This window comes from Oxalicibacterium solurbis, assembly GCF_014635845.1.
Lineage (GTDB): Bacteria > Pseudomonadota > Gammaproteobacteria > Burkholderiales > Burkholderiaceae_D > Oxalicibacterium > Oxalicibacterium solurbis.
The window spans coordinates 1,059,407-1,075,691 of sequence record NZ_BMDP01000001.1 but is presented as its reverse complement, the minus strand read 5'-3'; the positions used below and the strand labels follow the sequence as shown (position 1 = coordinate 1,075,691).

Annotated in this window: 18 protein-coding genes; 8 read left to right on the top strand and 10 right to left on the bottom strand. The window is 61.3% G+C overall.

Features of this window, described 5'->3' with window-relative positions:
* The first annotated feature begins 1 nt into the window (after position 1).
* Both IEV40_RS05185 and IEV40_RS05180 read left to right on the top strand, forming a co-directional pair.
* Entirely contained in the window at positions 2-784 is a 783-nt protein-coding gene (locus IEV40_RS05185) for a type III pantothenate kinase (protein WP_188419857.1), read from the top strand.
* On the top strand, positions 778-1,482 hold the full coding sequence (locus tag IEV40_RS05180) for an SPOR domain-containing protein (protein WP_188419856.1): 705 nt from the start codon (positions 778-780) through the stop codon (positions 1,480-1,482). The genes IEV40_RS05185 and IEV40_RS05180 overlap by 7 nt, the downstream gene beginning before the upstream one ends.
* 29 nt (positions 1,483-1,511) lie before the next feature.
* On the opposite strand, the gene IEV40_RS14745 is transcribed toward IEV40_RS05180, so the two are convergent.
* On the bottom strand, positions 1,512-1,670 hold the full coding sequence (locus tag IEV40_RS14745; protein WP_371870034.1) for a hypothetical protein: 159 nt from the start codon (positions 1,668-1,670) through the stop codon (positions 1,512-1,514).
* Here IEV40_RS14745 and IEV40_RS14640 point away from each other — a divergent pair.
* Positions 1,615-1,923, top strand: a complete 309-nt coding sequence (locus IEV40_RS14640) for a hypothetical protein (RefSeq protein WP_229723953.1) — start codon at positions 1,615-1,617, stop codon at positions 1,921-1,923. The two genes, IEV40_RS14745 and IEV40_RS14640, sit on opposite strands and share 56 nt — an antisense overlap.
* A 29-nt stretch (positions 1,924-1,952) precedes the next feature.
* Positions 1,953-2,855 carry an acetylglutamate kinase gene (gene argB / locus IEV40_RS05170; RefSeq protein WP_188419854.1) on the top strand — a complete coding sequence of 301 codons (903 nt, stop codon included), beginning with the start codon at positions 1,953-1,955 and terminating at the stop codon, positions 2,853-2,855.
* A gap of 155 nt (positions 2,856-3,010) precedes the next feature.
* Here argB and IEV40_RS05165 read toward each other — a convergent pair whose 3' ends face one another.
* The 4 genes from IEV40_RS05165 to IEV40_RS05150 all read right to left on the bottom strand — a co-directional run bounded on the left by IEV40_RS05165 (position 3,011) and on the right by IEV40_RS05150 (position 6,754).
* Positions 3,011-3,253, bottom strand: coding sequence for a biotin/lipoyl-containing protein (locus tag IEV40_RS05165; RefSeq protein ID WP_188419853.1), 243 nt, complete (start codon positions 3,251-3,253; stop codon positions 3,011-3,013).
* A 108-nt stretch (positions 3,254-3,361) separates the two neighbouring features.
* The gene (locus IEV40_RS05160; protein WP_188419852.1) at positions 3,362-5,047 is read right to left on the bottom strand and encodes a putative bifunctional diguanylate cyclase/phosphodiesterase; all 1,686 of its coding nucleotides are present in this window, start codon (positions 5,045-5,047) and stop codon (positions 3,362-3,364) included.
* Positions 5,048-5,229: 182 nt separating this feature from the next.
* On the bottom strand, positions 5,230-5,784 hold the full coding sequence (locus tag IEV40_RS05155; protein WP_188419851.1) for a GNAT family N-acetyltransferase: 555 nt from the start codon (positions 5,782-5,784) through the stop codon (positions 5,230-5,232).
* Position 5,785: 1 nt separating this feature from the next.
* The gene (locus IEV40_RS05150) at positions 5,786-6,754 is read right to left on the bottom strand and encodes a TraB/GumN family protein (RefSeq protein WP_188419850.1); all 969 of its coding nucleotides are present in this window, start codon (positions 6,752-6,754) and stop codon (positions 5,786-5,788) included.
* 37 nt (positions 6,755-6,791) lie between these two features.
* On the opposite strand from IEV40_RS05150, the gene IEV40_RS05145 reads away from it, so the two are divergent.
* From IEV40_RS05145 to pabB, 3 genes are all read left to right on the top strand, one after another.
* The gene (locus tag IEV40_RS05145; protein ID WP_229723952.1) at positions 6,792-7,523 is read left to right on the top strand and encodes a pyrimidine 5'-nucleotidase; all 732 of its coding nucleotides are present in this window, start codon (positions 6,792-6,794) and stop codon (positions 7,521-7,523) included.
* 39 nt (positions 7,524-7,562) lie between these two features.
* Positions 7,563-8,138, top strand: a complete 576-nt coding sequence (gene slmA / locus IEV40_RS05140) for a nucleoid occlusion factor SlmA (protein ID WP_188419848.1) — start codon at positions 7,563-7,565, stop codon at positions 8,136-8,138.
* A gap of 102 nt (positions 8,139-8,240) precedes the next feature.
* Positions 8,241-10,127: an aminodeoxychorismate synthase component I gene (gene pabB, locus IEV40_RS05135; protein ID WP_188419847.1), complete on the top strand. Its 1,887-nt coding sequence runs from the start codon at positions 8,241-8,243 to the stop codon at positions 10,125-10,127.
* A 21-nt stretch (positions 10,128-10,148) separates the two neighbouring features.
* Here the strand turns inward: pabB and IEV40_RS05130 are convergent, their stop codons facing one another.
* The 3 genes from IEV40_RS05130 to IEV40_RS05120 form a co-directional block, all read right to left on the bottom strand.
* Positions 10,149-11,417 carry a sensor histidine kinase gene (locus IEV40_RS05130; protein ID WP_229723951.1) on the bottom strand — a complete coding sequence of 423 codons (1,269 nt, stop codon included), beginning with the start codon at positions 11,415-11,417 and terminating at the stop codon, positions 10,149-10,151.
* A gap of 1 nt (position 11,418) precedes the next feature.
* Positions 11,419-12,141, bottom strand: a complete 723-nt coding sequence (locus tag IEV40_RS05125) for a response regulator (RefSeq protein WP_229723950.1) — start codon at positions 12,139-12,141, stop codon at positions 11,419-11,421.
* A gap of 65 nt (positions 12,142-12,206) precedes the next feature.
* Positions 12,207-12,824, bottom strand: coding sequence for a periplasmic heavy metal sensor (locus IEV40_RS05120; RefSeq protein ID WP_188419846.1), 618 nt, complete (start codon positions 12,822-12,824; stop codon positions 12,207-12,209).
* 268 nt (positions 12,825-13,092) lie between these two features.
* On the opposite strand from IEV40_RS05120, the gene IEV40_RS05115 reads away from it, so the two are divergent.
* A complete protein-coding gene (locus IEV40_RS05115) occupies positions 13,093-13,890 on the top strand; it encodes a type IV pili methyl-accepting chemotaxis transducer N-terminal domain-containing protein (protein WP_188419845.1) in 798 nt (265 codons plus the stop codon).
* 37 nt (positions 13,891-13,927) lie between these two features.
* On the opposite strand, the gene IEV40_RS05110 is transcribed toward IEV40_RS05115, so the two are convergent.
* The gene (locus IEV40_RS05110; RefSeq protein ID WP_188419844.1) at positions 13,928-14,686 is read right to left on the bottom strand and encodes a HesA/MoeB/ThiF family protein; all 759 of its coding nucleotides are present in this window, start codon (positions 14,684-14,686) and stop codon (positions 13,928-13,930) included.
* A gap of 86 nt (positions 14,687-14,772) precedes the next feature.
* Entirely contained in the window at positions 14,773-16,284 is a 1,512-nt protein-coding gene (locus tag IEV40_RS05105) for a S41 family peptidase (RefSeq protein WP_188419843.1), read from the bottom strand.
* Between the last annotated feature and the right edge of the window lies 1 nt (position 16,285).

Here is a 16,285-nt window from a genome sequence, read left to right as displayed (position 1 = left end):
CATGCTGTTGCTGGTGGACGCAGGCAATACGCGCATCAAGTGGGCATTGGTCGATCGTGCAGCGGCGCATCCCGTGCCCGGCATCTGGCATGCAGCCGGTAGCGTGGCGCGTGCGCAGGCGGCCGAGCTGGAAAAGATCTGGCAGAACCTGCGCATCGGCCGCGTGCTGCTGTCGAACGTGGCCGGCGCCGGCACGCGCGACGAACTGGAACGCACGGTGCGGCATGCGCTGGGCAGCAGGCCGGTGGCGATCGAATGGTTCGTCTCGACCGCTGAATGCGGTGGCGTGCGCAATCTTTACCGCAATCCCGCGCAGCTCGGTTGCGATCGCTTCGCGGCAGCGATCGGCGCGCATGCATTGTTTTCCGATCGGCCGCTGGTGGTGGCGACCTGCGGCACGGCGACGACGATCGATGCCGTCACTGCCGGCGGCGATTTCGTCGGCGGCATGATCCTGCCGGGGCTGGGGCTGATGGCGACGTCGCTGGCGAAGAACACCGCGCAGTTGCCGGAAGTCGCGCTGCGGGCGAGCGCCCTGCAGCCGTTCGCGGATCACACCGACGGCGCCATCGTCAGCGGCTGCATCGCGGCGCAGGCCGGCGCGATCGAGCGTGCGGTGGCTGCGCTGGCGCACATGCATCCGGCGCAGCAGGCCGCTTGCATTCTGGCGGGCGGAGCGGCAGACTTGGTCGCGCCGCACCTGTCGATTGCGCATGAGCGTGTCGAGAATCTGGTGCTGGTCGGTTTGCAAACGGTAGCGTTGGGACGTTCTTCATCATGCTAAAAATCCTGTTCGGCCTGTTGTTGGCAATCAATGGCGGCCTGTTTGCCTACCAGCAGGGCTGGCTGGCGCCGTTGCAGTCGCCCAGCCGCGAGCCGTCGCGACTGAAGCAGCAACTGCATCCCGAACAGTTGAAACTGGTGCCGCTGCCCGCAAGCACATCTGCGGCATCGACAACATCAAGCATGCCTGCTGCGGCTGCAGCTACAACGGCCACCGATACGCAGTCTGCAGCGGTTGCGGGTACCTGTGCGGAAATCGGCAATTTCGATGCCGCCGATGCACAGCGTTTCGAAAGCCGGCTGGCTGCGTTGTCGCTGGGCGAGCGCGTGACGCGCCGTGCGATTGCCGACAGTGCGCGCCACATCGTCTACATCCCGCCGCTGGGCAGCAAGGAGGCGGCCGAACGCAAGGCGGCCGAGCTGCGCAAGTTCGGCGTCGAGGATTTTTTCATCATCCAGGACAATTCCGCGCTGCAGTGGGGTATCTCGCTTGGCGTGTTCAAGACGGAAGAGGCGGCGAATAATCAGTTGGCGGCACTGAACAAGAAGGGCGTGCGCAGCGCCCGTGTCGGCGGCGGCAATCGTATCGCTTTCCAGCTGCATGACATCGATGCGGCCACGCGCGGCGCGATCGACAAGATCAGGGCGGACTTCCCGCGCCAGCAATGGCGCGAGTGCGCCGGCGGTTCGGCTACCTGAGTATCTTTCTTATTGAATTCAGGTGGAGTTCAGCTATCCGAATGCGGTACGCGTAACGCCTGTTGGCGTGCACGCAGGCAATCCGGGCAGAGACAGCAACTGGCTTTACCTGTTTCGTCGCGTAATGTGTCCATGGACGGCATTCGCGGCAGCGCCATGCACCAGCATTCCACGGCGCCATTGCGCATGTCGTCATACGAGCCGTCTGCCACGCCGCAGGAAAAGCTTGCATTGCATAACGGACAGCGGCTCATCGGGGGAAATTCTTTCACGGAAGTTGCCGTCAGTGCATGTGCTGGCGCCGACGCGCGGGCGGTGATATGGGATGCGCTGTCGGCGGGCAATTCAGACAGCGTCATTTGTGCAACAACGGCGCGAATAATTCGGCATTCAGCAGCATTTCAGGTGATGTGCCGGGAAATTCGCGGGCATTCCCTGTAAAATCGCGGCATTCATTTCCCGAGCACGCCATGACCGAAACGATCCCCGATCTTACTGTAATTTCCCCGCAAGTCCACGCGCAAATCTTGGCCGAGGCGCTGCCGTACATCCGCAAGTTTCACGGCAAGACCATCGTCGTCAAATACGGCGGCAATGCGATGACCGACGAAAAGCTCAAGCACGGTTTCGCGCGCGATGTGATCCTGCTGAAACTGGTCGGCATGAATCCGGTAGTGGTGCACGGCGGCGGCCCGCAGATCGACAATGCGCTGAAGAAGATCGGCAAGCAGGGCACTTTCGTGCAGGGCATGCGCATCACCGACGAAGAGACGATGGAAGTCGTCGAATGGGTACTGGGCGGCGAAGTGCAGCAGGATATCGTGATGCTGATCAACCACTACGGCGGCCAGGCAGTCGGCCTGACCGGCAAGGACGGTGGCCTGATCCGCGCGCGCAAGATGCAGATGCCGAACAAGGAGAAGCCGGGCGAGTTCCTCGACATCGGTTTTGTCGGCGAGATCGAGGCGATCAATCCGGCAGTCGTCAAGGCGCTGCAGGACGATGCCTTCATCCCGATCATTTCGCCGATCGGTTTCGGCGACGACGGCCAGGCCTACAACATCAATGCCGATCTGGTGGCCGGCAAGATCGCGGAAATTCTGAAGGCTGAAAAGCTGATCATGATGACCAATATTGCCGGCGTGCAGGACAAGAGTGGCCAATTGCTGACCGATCTGTCGGCGCGCGAGATCGACGAGATGTTCGAGGACGGCACGATTTCCGGCGGCATGCTGCCGAAGATTTCGTCGGCGCTGGATGCGGCGAAATCGGGCGTCAATACCGTGCACATCATCGACGGCCGTATCGAACATTCGCTGCTGCTGGAAGTGCTGACCGAACAGGCGTTCGGCACGATGATTCGTTCGCACTGAGCGCATCTCCGCCATTCCGTCGTCTTCAATGAAAAAGCGCACCATCCGGTGCGCTTTTTTTATTCTGTATTCCTGTATCCGGGTTTCGGTTCTTGTTCGCCACTCTGGATCGTAATCACATGGCACAACACCGGTGGCGGTTTTGACAGAGTCGTTCAGGCATCGGTTTCGATGCGGGCAATGACATCGCCTTCGCCGACCTCGTTGCCTTCCTCCTTCAGGATCTCGACCAGCGTGCCTGCTGCCGGCGCGACGACTTCGACCACCACCTTGGTGGTTTCCAGATCGGTGAGGTTTTCGCCTTCGGCAACGCGGTCGCCTTTTTTCTTGTTCCAGCCCAACAGCGTGGCTTCGGTGACGCCTTCGGTAAGTTCCGGAACCTTGACTTCGATCAGCATGCGATTCTCCTTGGTGGTGGGGAATGGGATTCTAGCGGTAAGCCGGACATCCGGCGAGACTCTTTGTTGATGCGACGTTTTTTGTTGACCAGACAGACAGGTTGTGGCTCAGCAGGAAGTGGCCTTGTCGACCATGAACCGGCCGTGGTGCTGACTATGCCATTTTTCGAATTCAGCTGCCGGCAGCGGGCGGGAAATGGCGAATCCCTGCGCAATGTCACAGCCCAGTCCGGCGAGGACGTTGTAGATTTCGTCATTTTCGACACCTTCGGCGATGGTCTGCATGCCCATCTTGTGCGTCAGCGTCACGGCGGCTTCGACGATGTGCAGCGCGCCCTTGTCGGCCGGCAGGCGGCGTACGAAGGACTGGTCGATCTTGATCAGCGAGATCGGCAGCTTGTGCAGGTATTGCAATGACGAATAGCCGGTGCCGAAATCGTCGATCGAGATCGTGATCTTGGCGTCGGCCAGACGATGCAGTTCGACGATGGTGCGCGCCATGTCGGTCATCAGCGCGCCTTCGGTGACTTCCAGTTCCAGCAGGCGGCCCTCGACGCCATGCCGTTCCAGCAGATTCAGGATCAGGTCGGAAAATCCCGGCTGCAGCAGATTGCGCGGCGAGATGTTGACGGCGACCGGGATGTCGATGCCGCGGCTTTGCCACTGCACGATCTGCTGCATGGCCTGTTCCAGCGCGAATTCGGTGACGAGATTGATCAGCGTGCTCTGCTCCGCGCGCGGGATGAAGATGCCGGGCGGGATGTTGCCGCGTTCCGGATGATGCCAGCGCATCAGCGCCTCGACGCTCTTGACGGTGCCGCTGCGCATGCAGATCTTGGGCTGGTAATGCATCGACAACTGGCCTTCGCGGATGGCCTGCATCAGGCTGCCCAGCACCGACAGGTTGTCCTTGGCGATGGTGCTGATCTCCGGGCTGTAGGCAATGCAATCCTGCCCGCTTTCGTGCGCAGAGACCAGTGCCGCTTCGGCGCGCTGCAGGTAGACACCGGGCGGATGCAGGAGCTGGTCGAAGGCGACGTAACCGAGCCGTGAATCGGTATGGATGGGGATGCCGTTGAACTGGAACGGCTGGCGCGAACTTTCCATCAATTCTGCCAGCAGCACATCGACACTCTGCACGCTCCGGTTCTCGATCAGTATGCCGATCTGCTCCGCATCGATGCGATAGACCTGCGTGCGATGGCGCAGGACGTTGCCGTAGCGTTGTGCGGCCTGCCGCATCAGGTCCTCGATGATTTCAAAACCGAATGCAGACTTCAGCTCCATCGCATTCTGCAGCGAGATGACGGCCAGTACGTAGAAATCCGCTGTCTGTTTCTCCTTCGGCAGTGCGGACAGCGCGTCGAGCAGCGCGATGCGGTTGGGCATCCTGGTGGCGGTATCGTGGCGCGCCATCCACTTCAGGTGGCGCAGGTAGGAACGCACGCTGTCGCTGAAAACACCGCTGAGCAGGCCTACCAGCATGAAGAAGCCGGTGCGGTAGAGCCAGTTCAGTGTGGCCTGCATTTCGCCGGTGACGATGTTGATTGGCATGAAGGGGCCGATGGCGACACCGCCGAGCAGGCCGATCAGCAGGCCACCGCGCAGACCGAACACGAAGCCGGCCAGCAGAACCGGCAGATACATTGCATGCAAATAGGAAAACTTGACGCCGCCAGTGACATAGACGAGCAGCGCGACGCCGGCGACCAGCAGGACGAGCGTGGGCATCATGGCGAGGCGTATCGCGCGCATGTGCAGGGTCAGCCATTCAAACAATCTTGTCGTGTTCATTGTCGTTCTCATGTTGACGCGTTTGACGGCATGTTCTGCCTTTGCGACATGCTTGTCGCATGTTGCCACGATGACATTTTTCACGCAATGCCTGGTTCTGCGAATGGACGTTCGATCGTGACAGCCTGCGGTTTCCCCGTTTTTTCGTACGGAACCAACGGGAGAAACAGGAAGAGGATGGGTCAGAAAAATGACAAACGCATGACAATGGCGTCGGCATCCTGCGCGGCGATATCGGCAAAGAAATCCGGCAGCCGTGCGATTTCCGTATAGCCGCAATCGCGATAGATGCGATGCGCGGCCAGCCATTCCGCGCTCAGCAGAAGAATGGAGCCGTGCAGTTGCGGCAGTCGTGTGCGCAGCAGTGCGACGGATTGCTGGAAGAAGCGCCGGCCGAGACCGTCGCCGCGATACGCGGGCGCGATGGTCATCGATGAAATGTAGAGGTGTGTACCGTCGCGGCGATGGGTTTGCCGGATGTCGTGGCCGAGTGCGAAATGCGTTGCGGTGGAATGGCTCGCGCTGTCGGCATGATCCTGCGGCCACAATTCGGAGCAGAGATAGCCGATGGCACCGTCCGCATGTTCGAGGATCAGGAAACCTTCGGCGAAATGCTGCAGCCGCTGCTGCATGACGTCGCGGCTCTCGCAAATGGCGGACGGAAAACCGTTCGCCTCCAGCTGCATGATCGCATTCAGATCGTCCAAGCGTGCAGTGCGGATGGCAAGTACGGTCATCTCAGTAAAGCTTCCTGACCTGATAGCCGCGCTTTTGCAGCAGTGCCGGGATGCTGTTTTCGCCATCGATCAGGTGCAGCATGCCGACTGCAACGAACGAAGTCTTGTCGTCATTGAGCAGCATGGCGATCCTGTCCGCCAAGCCGGGATTGCGTTGATTGAGCAGGATGTCTTCGATGAACTGCGAGGAAGCGGAGCCGTCGTTCAGCATCCGCTGCTTCAATGCGAGCATTTTTGCGCTGTCGGCGTGGCGCCATGCGTCGATCAGTTCGATGGCCTGCGTGATTTCGGAGCCGTCGTTCAGGTCCTGCAGCGTTTCTTCCAGATATTCCTGCTGCTGCATGTCGTCCAGGCGATTGAACAGCGACAGCTGGTAGTCGGGGGTTTCCAGACCGCGTACGATCTTGCCTTCCTTCGTCGCGACCGACAGGAAGTACAGCTCGAGTCCCTGTTCCGTCGGATAACCGTTGCGTGCCATCGTCTGCACGATCAGAAGGTTGGCGATCATCCACGGTTTCATGCGCGCGACGCGTTCGAACGGAATGCCGTTCTGTTGCAACGCGGCTTTCAGTTTTGCCAGACGGTCTGTCGTCAGATGATCGGCGATCGTGGTGCCGTCCGTGTACAGGCCGTGCTTGATGATCGCCTGATTGAATGCGTTTTCGTCCCGGATGTCGATTTCCATCGCAAGCGTGTTCGATGCATGCAATGCCCGCATGACGATGGGTTCGAGCGGATAGAATGCAGCCTGCCCGACGTGGACGGTGCCGAACAGGTAGCAGGTATGGCCGTTGTGCTCGACGCGATAGAGCGTGCCGCGCAGCGGAATCGGCGCCTTGGCCGCATCCTGCGGTGCGCTGCTGACGGGAGCGTGCACGGCATCGGCATGTGCGGATGCGGTATAAAGGCTGGCAAGCTGCAGCAGAATGGCGACGACGAGGGTGGCAACAAAGTCGGTGAAACGACGCATGCGGTATTTTCCGAAACAGTTTTTATTGAATGACAAGATGTCCAGAAACGATCCGATCTGGCTGTTCGATCTCGACAACACGCTGCACGATGCATCGCACGCGATTTTTCCGGCGATCAATCTGAACATGAATGCCTATATCGCGCAGGTGTTGCGCGAGCGCGGTTTGCCGTGCGACGCCGATGCCGTCAATGCGGAACGCATCAGCTACTGGCGGCGTTACGGCGCCACGCTGCTCGGTATGGTAAATCATCATCAGGTGAAACCGGACGATTTCCTGCGCGAGGCGCATCGTTTCGACAACCTGACGGCGATGATCCGTACCGAGCGCGGGCTGGCGCGCCTGCTGCACAAACTGCCGGGCCGCAAGATTCTGCTGACGAATGCGCCGCGCCGCTATGCGCACGATGTTCTGCGCCACATCGGCCTGCACCGGCATTTTGCGCGGCACGTGCCGATCGAGGCGATGCGCGTGCATGGCCGCATCCGTCCCAAGCCGTCGCGGCTGATGCTGCGCCGGCTGCTGGCGCGCGAGAAGCTGCCGGCCGCGCGCTGCATCCTGGTCGAAGACACGGTCGTCAACCTGAAGGCGGCGCGGGAGCTTGGCCTGCGCACGGCCTGGATCACGCAATATCTGGCGCCGGAAGTGGCGCGCCATGTCCATCCGGGCAGCGGCGCAACGGCTGCCGCCACAAAACGCCCCATTTACGTGGATGTCAAAGTAAAATCCGTAGGGCAACTCTTCAGGCAGTTGCATCGATTGCGCTAGATTGCTGTTTCTTGTTGTTTCCTTCTCATAAATAGAATCATGGCAACGACCAAACCAGGCGAACGCAAGCTGCAGATACTCCAGACGCTGGCAGCGATGCTGGAGCAGCCCAAGGGAGAGAAGATCACTACGGCGGCGCTGGCGGCGCGGGTCGATGTGTCGGAGGCGGCGCTGTACCGGCATTTCGCCAGCAAGGCGCAGATGTTCGAAGGACTGATCGAGTTCATCGAGACGACGGTGTTCGGCCTGATCAACAAGATCACCGAGCAGCAGGAAAACGGCCTGTCGCAAGTGCAGGCCATCGTCACGATGCTGCTCAATTTCGCCGAACGCAATCCCGGCATGACGCGCGTGATGATCGGCGATGCGCTGGTCAACGAAGACGAGCGCCTGCAGCAGCGGATGAACCAGTTCATCGAACGCATCGAACTGGCGGTGAAACAGTCGCTGCGTGTGGCGGCCACGCAAGGACAGGCGAACGAATCCGAAGTCGCCGCGCGCGCCAACCTGATCGTCGGCGTCGTGCTGGGCCACTGGCAGCGTTATGCCAAGACCGGTTTCAAGCAGCTGCCGTCGGCGCATGTGCAGGCGCAAATCGCCATGCTGCTTGGCTGAATTCCCGACGCTTCCTGCGTCCATTTCCTTCACCCACGCTTTCTTCCCGTTTTGCTGCGCAGCCGTACAATAGCGGCTGTCCTTCTTCCCGTTTCCGTTTTCATGTTTCTGCCTGCTGACACCGGTTCCTACGATTGTTTCGCGCTGCTCGACGATTGCGAGACGGGCGGGCAGGACGGACATTCGCGCCTGTATTCGGAATACGTCGGCACGCTTGTCTGCGATGACCATGCGCAATTGCCGGCGGTGCTGGAAGAGATGCAGCAGAAGCTGCGGGAAGGATGTTTCGCCGTCGGCTTGTTCAGCTATGAACTGGGCGAGGCGATGCATGGCATTGCGTTGCGTGAAGAAGATTTGAATGCAGACGCGAATGCGGAGTCGCATGCCATGGCAGGATTGGCCGAAGTGCTGCTGTTCCGCCGTCGCGAGAAACTGCGCGCCGCGCAGGTGAACGCCTGGCTGCAAGCACGTGTGGACGCAGGTGCTGCATCGCAGCCCGCAGGCGTCGCCAATGTACATGCCGACATCGATCGTGCCGCCTTCGATGCGGCGCTGGCGCGCATCCGCGATTACATCGAGGCCGGCGACACTTACCAGGTCAACTATACGTATCGCCTGCGCTTCGATGCCTACGGCGATGCGCTTGCGCTATACCGGCGTTTGCGCACGCGGCAGCCGGTGCCGTATGGCGCATTGATCGGTTTGCCGGATGGCCGGGCCGTCCTGTCGTTGTCGCCGGAATTGTTCGTGCGCCACGATGGCGGCAGCCTGACCGTGCGGCCGATGAAAGGCACGGCAGCCGCCAGCGGCGATGCGGCGCGCGATGCACAGGCGGCCGACGCGCTGGCGAACGATCCGAAGAATCGTGCGGAAAACCTGATGATCGTCGACCTGCTGCGCAACGATCTGGGCCGTGTCGCAGCCACCGGTTCGGTTGTCGCTGAAAAACTGTTCGACGTGCAGCGTTTCAGCAGCGTATTGCAGATGACCTCGACCATTACCGCGAAACTGCGCAGCGATGCATCGCTGGCCGATGTGTTCGTTGCGTTGTATCCATGCGGTTCGATCACCGGCGCGCCCAAGCACAGGACGATGCAGATCATCCGCGAACTGGAAGCGCATGCACGCGGCTTGTATACCGGCGCGATCGGCTGGTTCGATCCGCCGCCGGCGGGACAGAACATCGGTGATTTCTGCATGTCGGTGCCGATCCGGACGCTGCAGCTGGGCGCCTTGCAGAAGGAAGGCATCCGGCATGGCGAACTGGGTGTCGGCGCGGGTATCGTGCACGACAGCATCGCAAAACTCGAATACGAAGAATGCCTGTTGAAGGCGCATTTCCTGACCGGGCTGGAAGCCGGCTTTGCGTTGTTCGAAACGATGCGCGCGACGCGCGATGGTTGCCGTCATCTGGAACGGCATCTGCAGCGGCTGTGTCGTTCCGCCGGCTATTTCGGTTTCATCTTCGACGAGGCAGCGATCCGTTCTGCGGTGCAGAAAACGATCGCAGGTTTCGACGCCGATACCGATTATCGGATGCGCCTGGCCTTGCAGCAGGACGGCACCATCGAGATGCAGACTGCGCCGCTGAAGGCGTTGTCGACGCCGGTACGTCTCCTGCTGACCGAGCAGGAGACGCAAGCGAACGACCTGTTCTTGCGCCACAAGACGACGAACCGCACCGTCTATGACGAAGCATGGCGCGATGCCGAGCGGCAGGGCGCATTCGATAAACTTTTCTGCAATACGCACGGCGAGGTGACGGAAGGCGGACGCAGCAATGTATTCGTCAGACTGGACGGTCAATGGTTCACGCCACCGCTGGCGACCGGCGTATTGCCCGGCGTGATGCGCGGCGTGATGCTGGATGATCCGCAATGGAATGCGAAGGAGCGTGTGCTGACGATGGACGATTTGCGCCGTGCGGAAGAAATCGTCGTCTGCAACGCCTTGCGCGGCGCATTGCCGGCGACCATCGTCTGGTGCTGATCTGGCGTCGGGATTGCGCTTTTAGTTTGGCAGCGTGACGACGAAGCAACTGCCGCGGCCGTCGCGATCCGTGCAAATGACGTTGCCGCCATGGCGGCGCGCGATCTGCCTGACCAGCGCCAGGCCCAAGCCGACACCACCTTCACGCTCGCTGGCGCCGGGCAGCCGGTAGAACGGCTCGAAAATCTTTTCTCGTTCGGCTGGCGGCACGCCGGGTCCTTCGTCGCAAATCTGCAGCGATACCGTGTTCCCGATCGTGGCGAGCGATGCCGTGATCGGCGTACCGCCGCCGTAGCGGCGTGCATTTTCCAGCAGGTTGCGCACCAGCCTGCGCAGCAGTCTGGCATCGCCATTGACTTCGACTGCCTGCGCATCCAGCACGGCATCGACGCGTGCGCATTCCTCGGCAAGCAATGCCGTCAGGTCGATCCTCTCGAACACCATCGTCGCTTCCGTTGTCGCATCGAGCCGGCTGGCGAGCAGGATTTCGTCGATCAACTGGTCGAGTTCGGCGATGTTGTGCGTCAGCTCGTCGCGTATCGAAGGTTCGACCGAAGTCGATGCCAGCTCCAGCGCCATGCAGATGCGCGCCAGCGGCGAACGCAATTCATGCGAGGCGTTTGCCAGCAATGCCTTCTGCGCATTGACCAGTTCCTCGATGCGCGCGGCCGAGCGGTTGAAGCTGGTTGCCAGCCTTGCGATTTCATCCTTGCCTTCGACCGCAATGCGCGTCGACAGCTGACCGGCGCCCAGGGCCTCGACGCTGGTCTGCAGGCGCTCGAGGCGGCGCGTCAGGCGGCGCACGATCGGATAGGCGCCGATGCCGGTGGCGAGGCAGATCATCGCCAGCGCGGCGAACAGGTTGATCGGCGGGCCGCGTCGGCCGCGTATCTGGCCGACCAGCCAGCGGTCGTCCGGCAGCTTGACGGCGAACACCGGCGGGCCGCCGTCCAGCCAGCCGCTGACGGTCTGTGTCGGTTCCAGCGGCGGCAGCGGACGGCCGACCGCTGCGATCTCTTCGCGTTTGGCGGAATACAGCGTGAGGTCGGCACGCATGCGGCTGCGCCAGCGTTCCAGCGCTTCCTGCTGCGTGGCGTTGTCGGCATCGGCCGGCGGCAGTACATCGGCGGCGATGGCGGCGAAGGATTCGAGATTGGGGCCGATCTGGCGCGATTCGGTGTTCAGTCGCCACGCCCACGCGAACAGCAGCGCGGCGGTGACGATGCTGACCAGCACCGCGACGTAGATGCGGATGTAGAGGCGGTTCGGCCAGAAGGAGCGTGCGGCCACGTCAGACGTCCTGCGCCTTGGCGAACACGTAGCCGGCGCCGCGCACGGTAATGATGCGTTTGGGCTGTTTTGGATCGTCTTCGATGGCGGCGCGCAGGCGGCCGATGTGGACGTCGATCGAACGGTCGAAGGCTTCCAGCGGTTCGCCTTTCACCGCATCCATCAATTGCTCGCGCGACAGCACGCGGCCGGCGCGTTCGGCCATCGCGGCCAGCAGATTGAATTGATAAGAGGTGACCGGTTTTTCCTGGTCGTCGACACGGATGACACGTGCGTCCAGATCGATTTCCAGCCGGCCGAAACGCAGCGTGCGTTGTGTTTCGCTGACAGGTACCGGCGTGCCTTGCTGGCGGCGCAGCACGGCGCGCAGGCGCGCCAGCAGTTCGCGCGGCTCGAAGGGTTTGGGAACGTAATCGTCGGCGCCGATTTCCAGACCGATCACGCGATCCATCGGATCGCCCTTGGCGGTCAGCATCACGATCGGCAGCGTATTCAACGGTGCGGGGAAGGCGCGGATCTGGCGGCATACGTCGAGGCCGTTGGCGTCCGGCAGCATCAGGTCCAGCAGCACGACGTTGAACGGCGGTTCCGCCTGCTGCAACTGCTGCAGGCCTTCGGCGGCGGTGCCGCTGTGGTGCACGTCGAAATCGTTCTGTCCCAGATAGGTGGCGACCATCGCCGCGAGGCGTTGGTCGTCTTCGATCATCAGTAGGCGTTGGCTCATGGGCGTAGTGTAACGCGACGCCTCGCCTTCCCGGGAAGAGAGGGCGAGGCGATTGTCATGCAGCCTTACTGCGCTGCGCCGTCATGCATCTTGCCGTCGTGATGGCGCGGACCATGGCCGTGACCATGACGGAAGTGGTGGCGATGCTTGGCCAGTTTTTCGGCCGCGGCGACACGCTGTGCCGGCGTCAGCACTTCGGCAGCATCGGCAAACGACTTGGTAACGATGCGCGAACGCTGGTCGGCCAGTTGCTGGTTTGCCTGACGTGCTTTTTCCAGTGCGTTGCGATCGATGGTCGGCTGCGACAGCAGCTTCATTTCGTCGGCACGGGCGGCGCGCAGTTTTTCGTTCAGCGGGCGCAATTCGTCGAAACGGGCCTTGGCGATGGCAGCCAGCTTGGTTTTCTGTTCAGGCGTCGCATCCGGCACCAGGCGTTCGATCATGCGCTGCGTGCGCTTTTCGGCCTGTTCCGGGCTCATGCGATGTTTGCCGGCATGCTTCTGCGCGCTTGCTTGCGGTGCCGACTGCGAAGCTGTCGTGTCCGCCGCCTGGCTGATGCCGGACAGCGACAATGCGCCGATCAGTGCGGCCGTGATGCCTGCCAGCACCATGCGGTTGCGTGGTGAAGTAGTGAGTGAAGCGGCACGGGATTCGGTGCGGATCGTGGTGATTTGCTTGTTCATGTAAAGCTCCTTTCGATGTCTCCCGCAAGTCGAGCGGGCATGTCGCTACTGTAGGAGTGCTCTGTTGCCGTCACGCTTGCGATCGGTAAAGTTGTGTAAAGCGGCGTAACGACTTGTTGGTGCGCGCATGCACCGGATTGGCGAGCGGAAAGCGCCTGCCGAGGGCTTCTGCGGCACTGCGATTGCACCGGACGGCTGGCATGCGTCTTGCAAAATTGCCTGTGCATCGATACCGCCGACATCCGGCATGACTGAACAAGGAAAAGAAATGGACAGGCGTCGTTTTCTCCATGCGACCGCGGCGGCAGGCGGTTGCCTGCTCGGCATTGCGCCCGCTTTTGCGGACATCGCGCATCTTTACGATGCGATCAACAAGTCGGGCCGCCAGCGCATGCTGTCGCAGCGTATGGCGAAAGGCTATCTGCAGATCGGGCAGGGCATAGATCCCGAGCGGTCGAAGAAAATCTTCGTCGATTCGATTGCATTGTTCGAACGCCAGTTGAACGAATTGCAGGCTTTCGCGCCGACGCCCGACAACCGCGCGGTACTCGCCGATGTGAAAAAAGGTTGGGCGCGCTACAAGGATGTGTTGACGGCTAACAAGCCGAATCCGCGCGACGCGAAGACGGTGATGGCGTTGAGCGACGAGATACTCGGCATGGCGCAAGCCGCCACCGTGCAGCTGGAAGCGCTGTCCGGCACGGCAACCGGCCATCTGGTCAACGTCTCCGGCCGGCAACGCATGTTGTCGCAGCGCATGGCGAAGTTCTATCAGGCGATCAACTGGGGAGCTGCGCCATCCGATGCGCCGGCCAGGCTGGCCGCGGCACGTGACGAATTCCTGAAGGCGATGGCGGAACTGGCATCGTCACCCGCCAATACGCAGGCAATCGATGCGGAGCTGGCATTGGCGCAGCAGCAGTGGCTGTTCTTCGATCAGGCGCTGCACAGCAGCATAGCGGACATGCGCGACAAGACGCGCTTCGCCACCAATGTGGCGACCACCAGCGAGCGCATCCTGGAAACGATGAACCGGATCACCGGCATGTACGAACAGCTGGCTTGAGAAACCGCTTAAGAAGCGGTGTTGAGATGTCGTTGCGTCAGTGCGCGTGGCCACAGACGCTGCAGGTCGGATTGCGCGCGATGCGGATGCTGCTCCATTCCATTGCGCGTGCATCGAGCAGCAGCAGACGTCCGGCCAGCGGCTCGCCGATGCCGGCTACCAGTTTCAGCGCTTCGGCTGCCTGCATGCTGCCGATGATGCCGACCAGCGGTGCGAATACACCCATCGTGCCGCAATTGACTTCTTCGAACTGCTGGTCTTCCGGAAACAGGCAGGCATAGCATGGCCAGTTGCCGCCGATGCCGCGCGGATCGAATACGCTGATCTGGCCGTCGAAGCGGACTGCCGCACCGGACACCAGCGGCACGCGGTTGGCGACGCAGGCACGGTTGACGGCATGGCGTGTGGCGAAGTTGTCGCTGCAGTCGAGCACGACCGAAGCCTTGCTCACCAATTCGTTGAGCCGGTCGCCCGATACGCGTTCCTTCAATGCGATGATTTCGATGGTCGGATTGATGTCGGCCAGCGTCTGTTTGCCCGATGCCACCTTGTCGTGGCCGACACGTTCGGTCGTGTGCAGGATCTGGCGCTGCAGGTTGGTCAGATCGACAGTATCGTCGTCGACCAGCGTGATGGTGCCGAGTCCGGCGGACGCCAGATACATTGCGGCAGGCGAGCCGAGGCCGCCGGCGCCGATGATCAGCGCGTGGCCGGCCAGCAGTTTTTCCTGACCCGCGATGTCGATCTCGTCGAGCAGGATGTGGCGGGAATAGCGCAGCAGCTGTTGATCGTTCATGGATGTCGTTTGCTCATTCGTGCGTTCGCGTACGCTTCAATCAAAAGAGCCGCATCGCTGCGGCTCTTTTCTATCGGTTTTCGCGATTACTTCTTGTCGCCTTTTTCGTCGCCCTTGGTGTTGCCCTTGTCGTTGGCTTTATCGCTGCCTTTTTCGCCATTCTTCGGATCGTTGATGCTCGGTTCCTTCTTGGTTTCGATCTTGGCCGATTTCGACAGCGTCACGGGTTTGCCCTGCAGGAAATTCAGCGCCTGTTGCAGCTGGAAATCGTCCGCGCTGCCGAATTCCAGCGGCTTGCGCTTCTTCTCGATGTCGATCAGTCGTTGCTCTTCCGCCGGCGTGTCGATATCGGCGTGGACTTCCGGTCCCTTGTCTTTGTCGTTGATCAGGTGTTTCTGCAGGTCGGCTTCGCGCAGACGCAGGCCGTCAAGGCCGTCGCCGTCTGCCGTTTCATCGACCAGCATGTCGGGCACGATGCCGCGTGCCTGGATCGAGCGGCCATTCGGCGTGTAGTAGCGTGCCGTCGTCAGCTTGACTGCGGTATCCGGCGACAACTGGCGGATCGTCTGCACCGAGCCCTTGCCGAAGGTCTGCGTGCCCATGATGGTGGCGCGCTTGTAGTCCTGCAGCGCGCCCGACACGATCTCGGACGCGGATGCCGAACCGGAGTTCACCAGCACGACCATCGGGATTTTCTTGATCGCGTCCGGCAGCTTGGCCAGCGGATCGCCGACCATGCGCGTCGCATAGAATTCACGGCGGGCGTAGAAGGTCTGCTTGGAATCCGCCAGTTGGCCGTTGGTCGACGTCACGACCACATCCTTCGGCAGGAAGGCTGCAGCCACGCCGATCGCGCCCGGCAGCACGCCGCCCGGATCGTTGCGCAGGTCGAGTACCAGGCCTTTCAGGTTCGGATCTTCGGCGTACAGCATGGCGATCTTCTTCGCCATGTCGTCGACGGTCGGTTCCTGGAACTGCGAGATGCGCAGCCATGCGTAGCCCGGTTGCACCATCTTGGCCTTGACGCTCTGCACACGGATTTCCTGGCGGACGATCGTCACGATGACCGGCTTGTCGACATCCTTGCGAGCGATCGTCAGTGTGATCTTGGTGTTCGGCTCGCCGCGCATGCGCTTGACGGCTTCGTCCAGCGTCATGCCCTTGACCGGCGTCGAATCCAGACGCGTAATCAGGTCGCCAGCCTTGATGCCGGCGCGGTAGGCGGGAGAATCCTCGATCGGCGAGATGACCTTGACGTAGCCGTCTTCCATGCCGACTTCGATGCCGAGGCCGACGAACTTGCCTTGTGTGCCTTCGCGCAGCTCCTTGAATGCCTTTTTATCAAGATAGGCCGAGTGCGGATCGAGCGACGAGACCATGCCGGAAATGGCTTCGGTCAACAGCTTCTTGTCGTCGACCGGTTCGACATAGTCCGATTTGATCAGGCCGAACACATCGGCCAACTGGCGCAATTCGTTCAGCGGCAGTGTCGAGCTGGCATTTTTCTGGGCGATTGCATCCAGTTGTGTGCCCATCCCGATCGCGCCGACAACCATGCCGAAGCCGACCAAGGCGATATTTTTGAGTTTCATTCCCATG

Excerpts from the sequence above, each read along its gene's own strand:
- IEV40_RS05185 (WP_188419857.1), top strand. The coding sequence starts at position 2 with ATGCTGTTGCTGGTGGACGCAGGCAATACGCGCATCAAGTGGGCATTG.
- IEV40_RS05180 (WP_188419856.1), top strand. The coding sequence starts at position 778 with ATGCTAAAAATCCTGTTCGGCCTGTTGTTGGCAATCAATGGCGGCCTG.
- IEV40_RS14640 (WP_229723953.1), top strand. The coding sequence starts at position 1,615 with ATGGACGGCATTCGCGGCAGCGCCATGCACCAGCATTCCACGGCGCCA.
- IEV40_RS14745 (WP_371870034.1), bottom strand. The coding sequence starts at position 1,670 with ATGCGCAATGGCGCCGTGGAATGCTGGTGCATGGCGCTGCCGCGAATG.
- argB (WP_188419854.1), top strand. The coding sequence starts at position 1,953 with ATGACCGAAACGATCCCCGATCTTACTGTAATTTCCCCGCAAGTCCAC.
- IEV40_RS05165 (WP_188419853.1), bottom strand. The coding sequence starts at position 3,253 with ATGCTGATCGAAGTCAAGGTTCCGGAACTTACCGAAGGCGTCACCGAA.
- IEV40_RS05160 (WP_188419852.1), bottom strand. The coding sequence starts at position 5,047 with ATGAACACGACAAGATTGTTTGAATGGCTGACCCTGCACATGCGCGCG.
- IEV40_RS05155 (WP_188419851.1), bottom strand. The coding sequence starts at position 5,784 with ATGACCGTACTTGCCATCCGCACTGCACGCTTGGACGATCTGAATGCG.
- IEV40_RS05150 (WP_188419850.1), bottom strand. The coding sequence starts at position 6,754 with ATGCGTCGTTTCACCGACTTTGTTGCCACCCTCGTCGTCGCCATTCTG.
- IEV40_RS05145 (WP_229723952.1), top strand. The coding sequence starts at position 6,792 with ATGTCCAGAAACGATCCGATCTGGCTGTTCGATCTCGACAACACGCTG.
- slmA (WP_188419848.1), top strand. The coding sequence starts at position 7,563 with ATGGCAACGACCAAACCAGGCGAACGCAAGCTGCAGATACTCCAGACG.
- pabB (WP_188419847.1), top strand. The coding sequence starts at position 8,241 with ATGTTTCTGCCTGCTGACACCGGTTCCTACGATTGTTTCGCGCTGCTC.
- IEV40_RS05125 (WP_229723950.1), bottom strand. The coding sequence starts at position 12,141 with ATGAGCCAACGCCTACTGATGATCGAAGACGACCAACGCCTCGCGGCG.
- IEV40_RS05120 (WP_188419846.1), bottom strand. The coding sequence starts at position 12,824 with ATGAACAAGCAAATCACCACGATCCGCACCGAATCCCGTGCCGCTTCA.
- IEV40_RS05115 (WP_188419845.1), top strand. The coding sequence starts at position 13,093 with ATGGACAGGCGTCGTTTTCTCCATGCGACCGCGGCGGCAGGCGGTTGC.
- IEV40_RS05110 (WP_188419844.1), bottom strand. The coding sequence starts at position 14,686 with ATGAACGATCAACAGCTGCTGCGCTATTCCCGCCACATCCTGCTCGAC.
- IEV40_RS05105 (WP_188419843.1), bottom strand. The coding sequence starts at position 16,284 with ATGGGAATGAAACTCAAAAATATCGCCTTGGTCGGCTTCGGCATGGTT.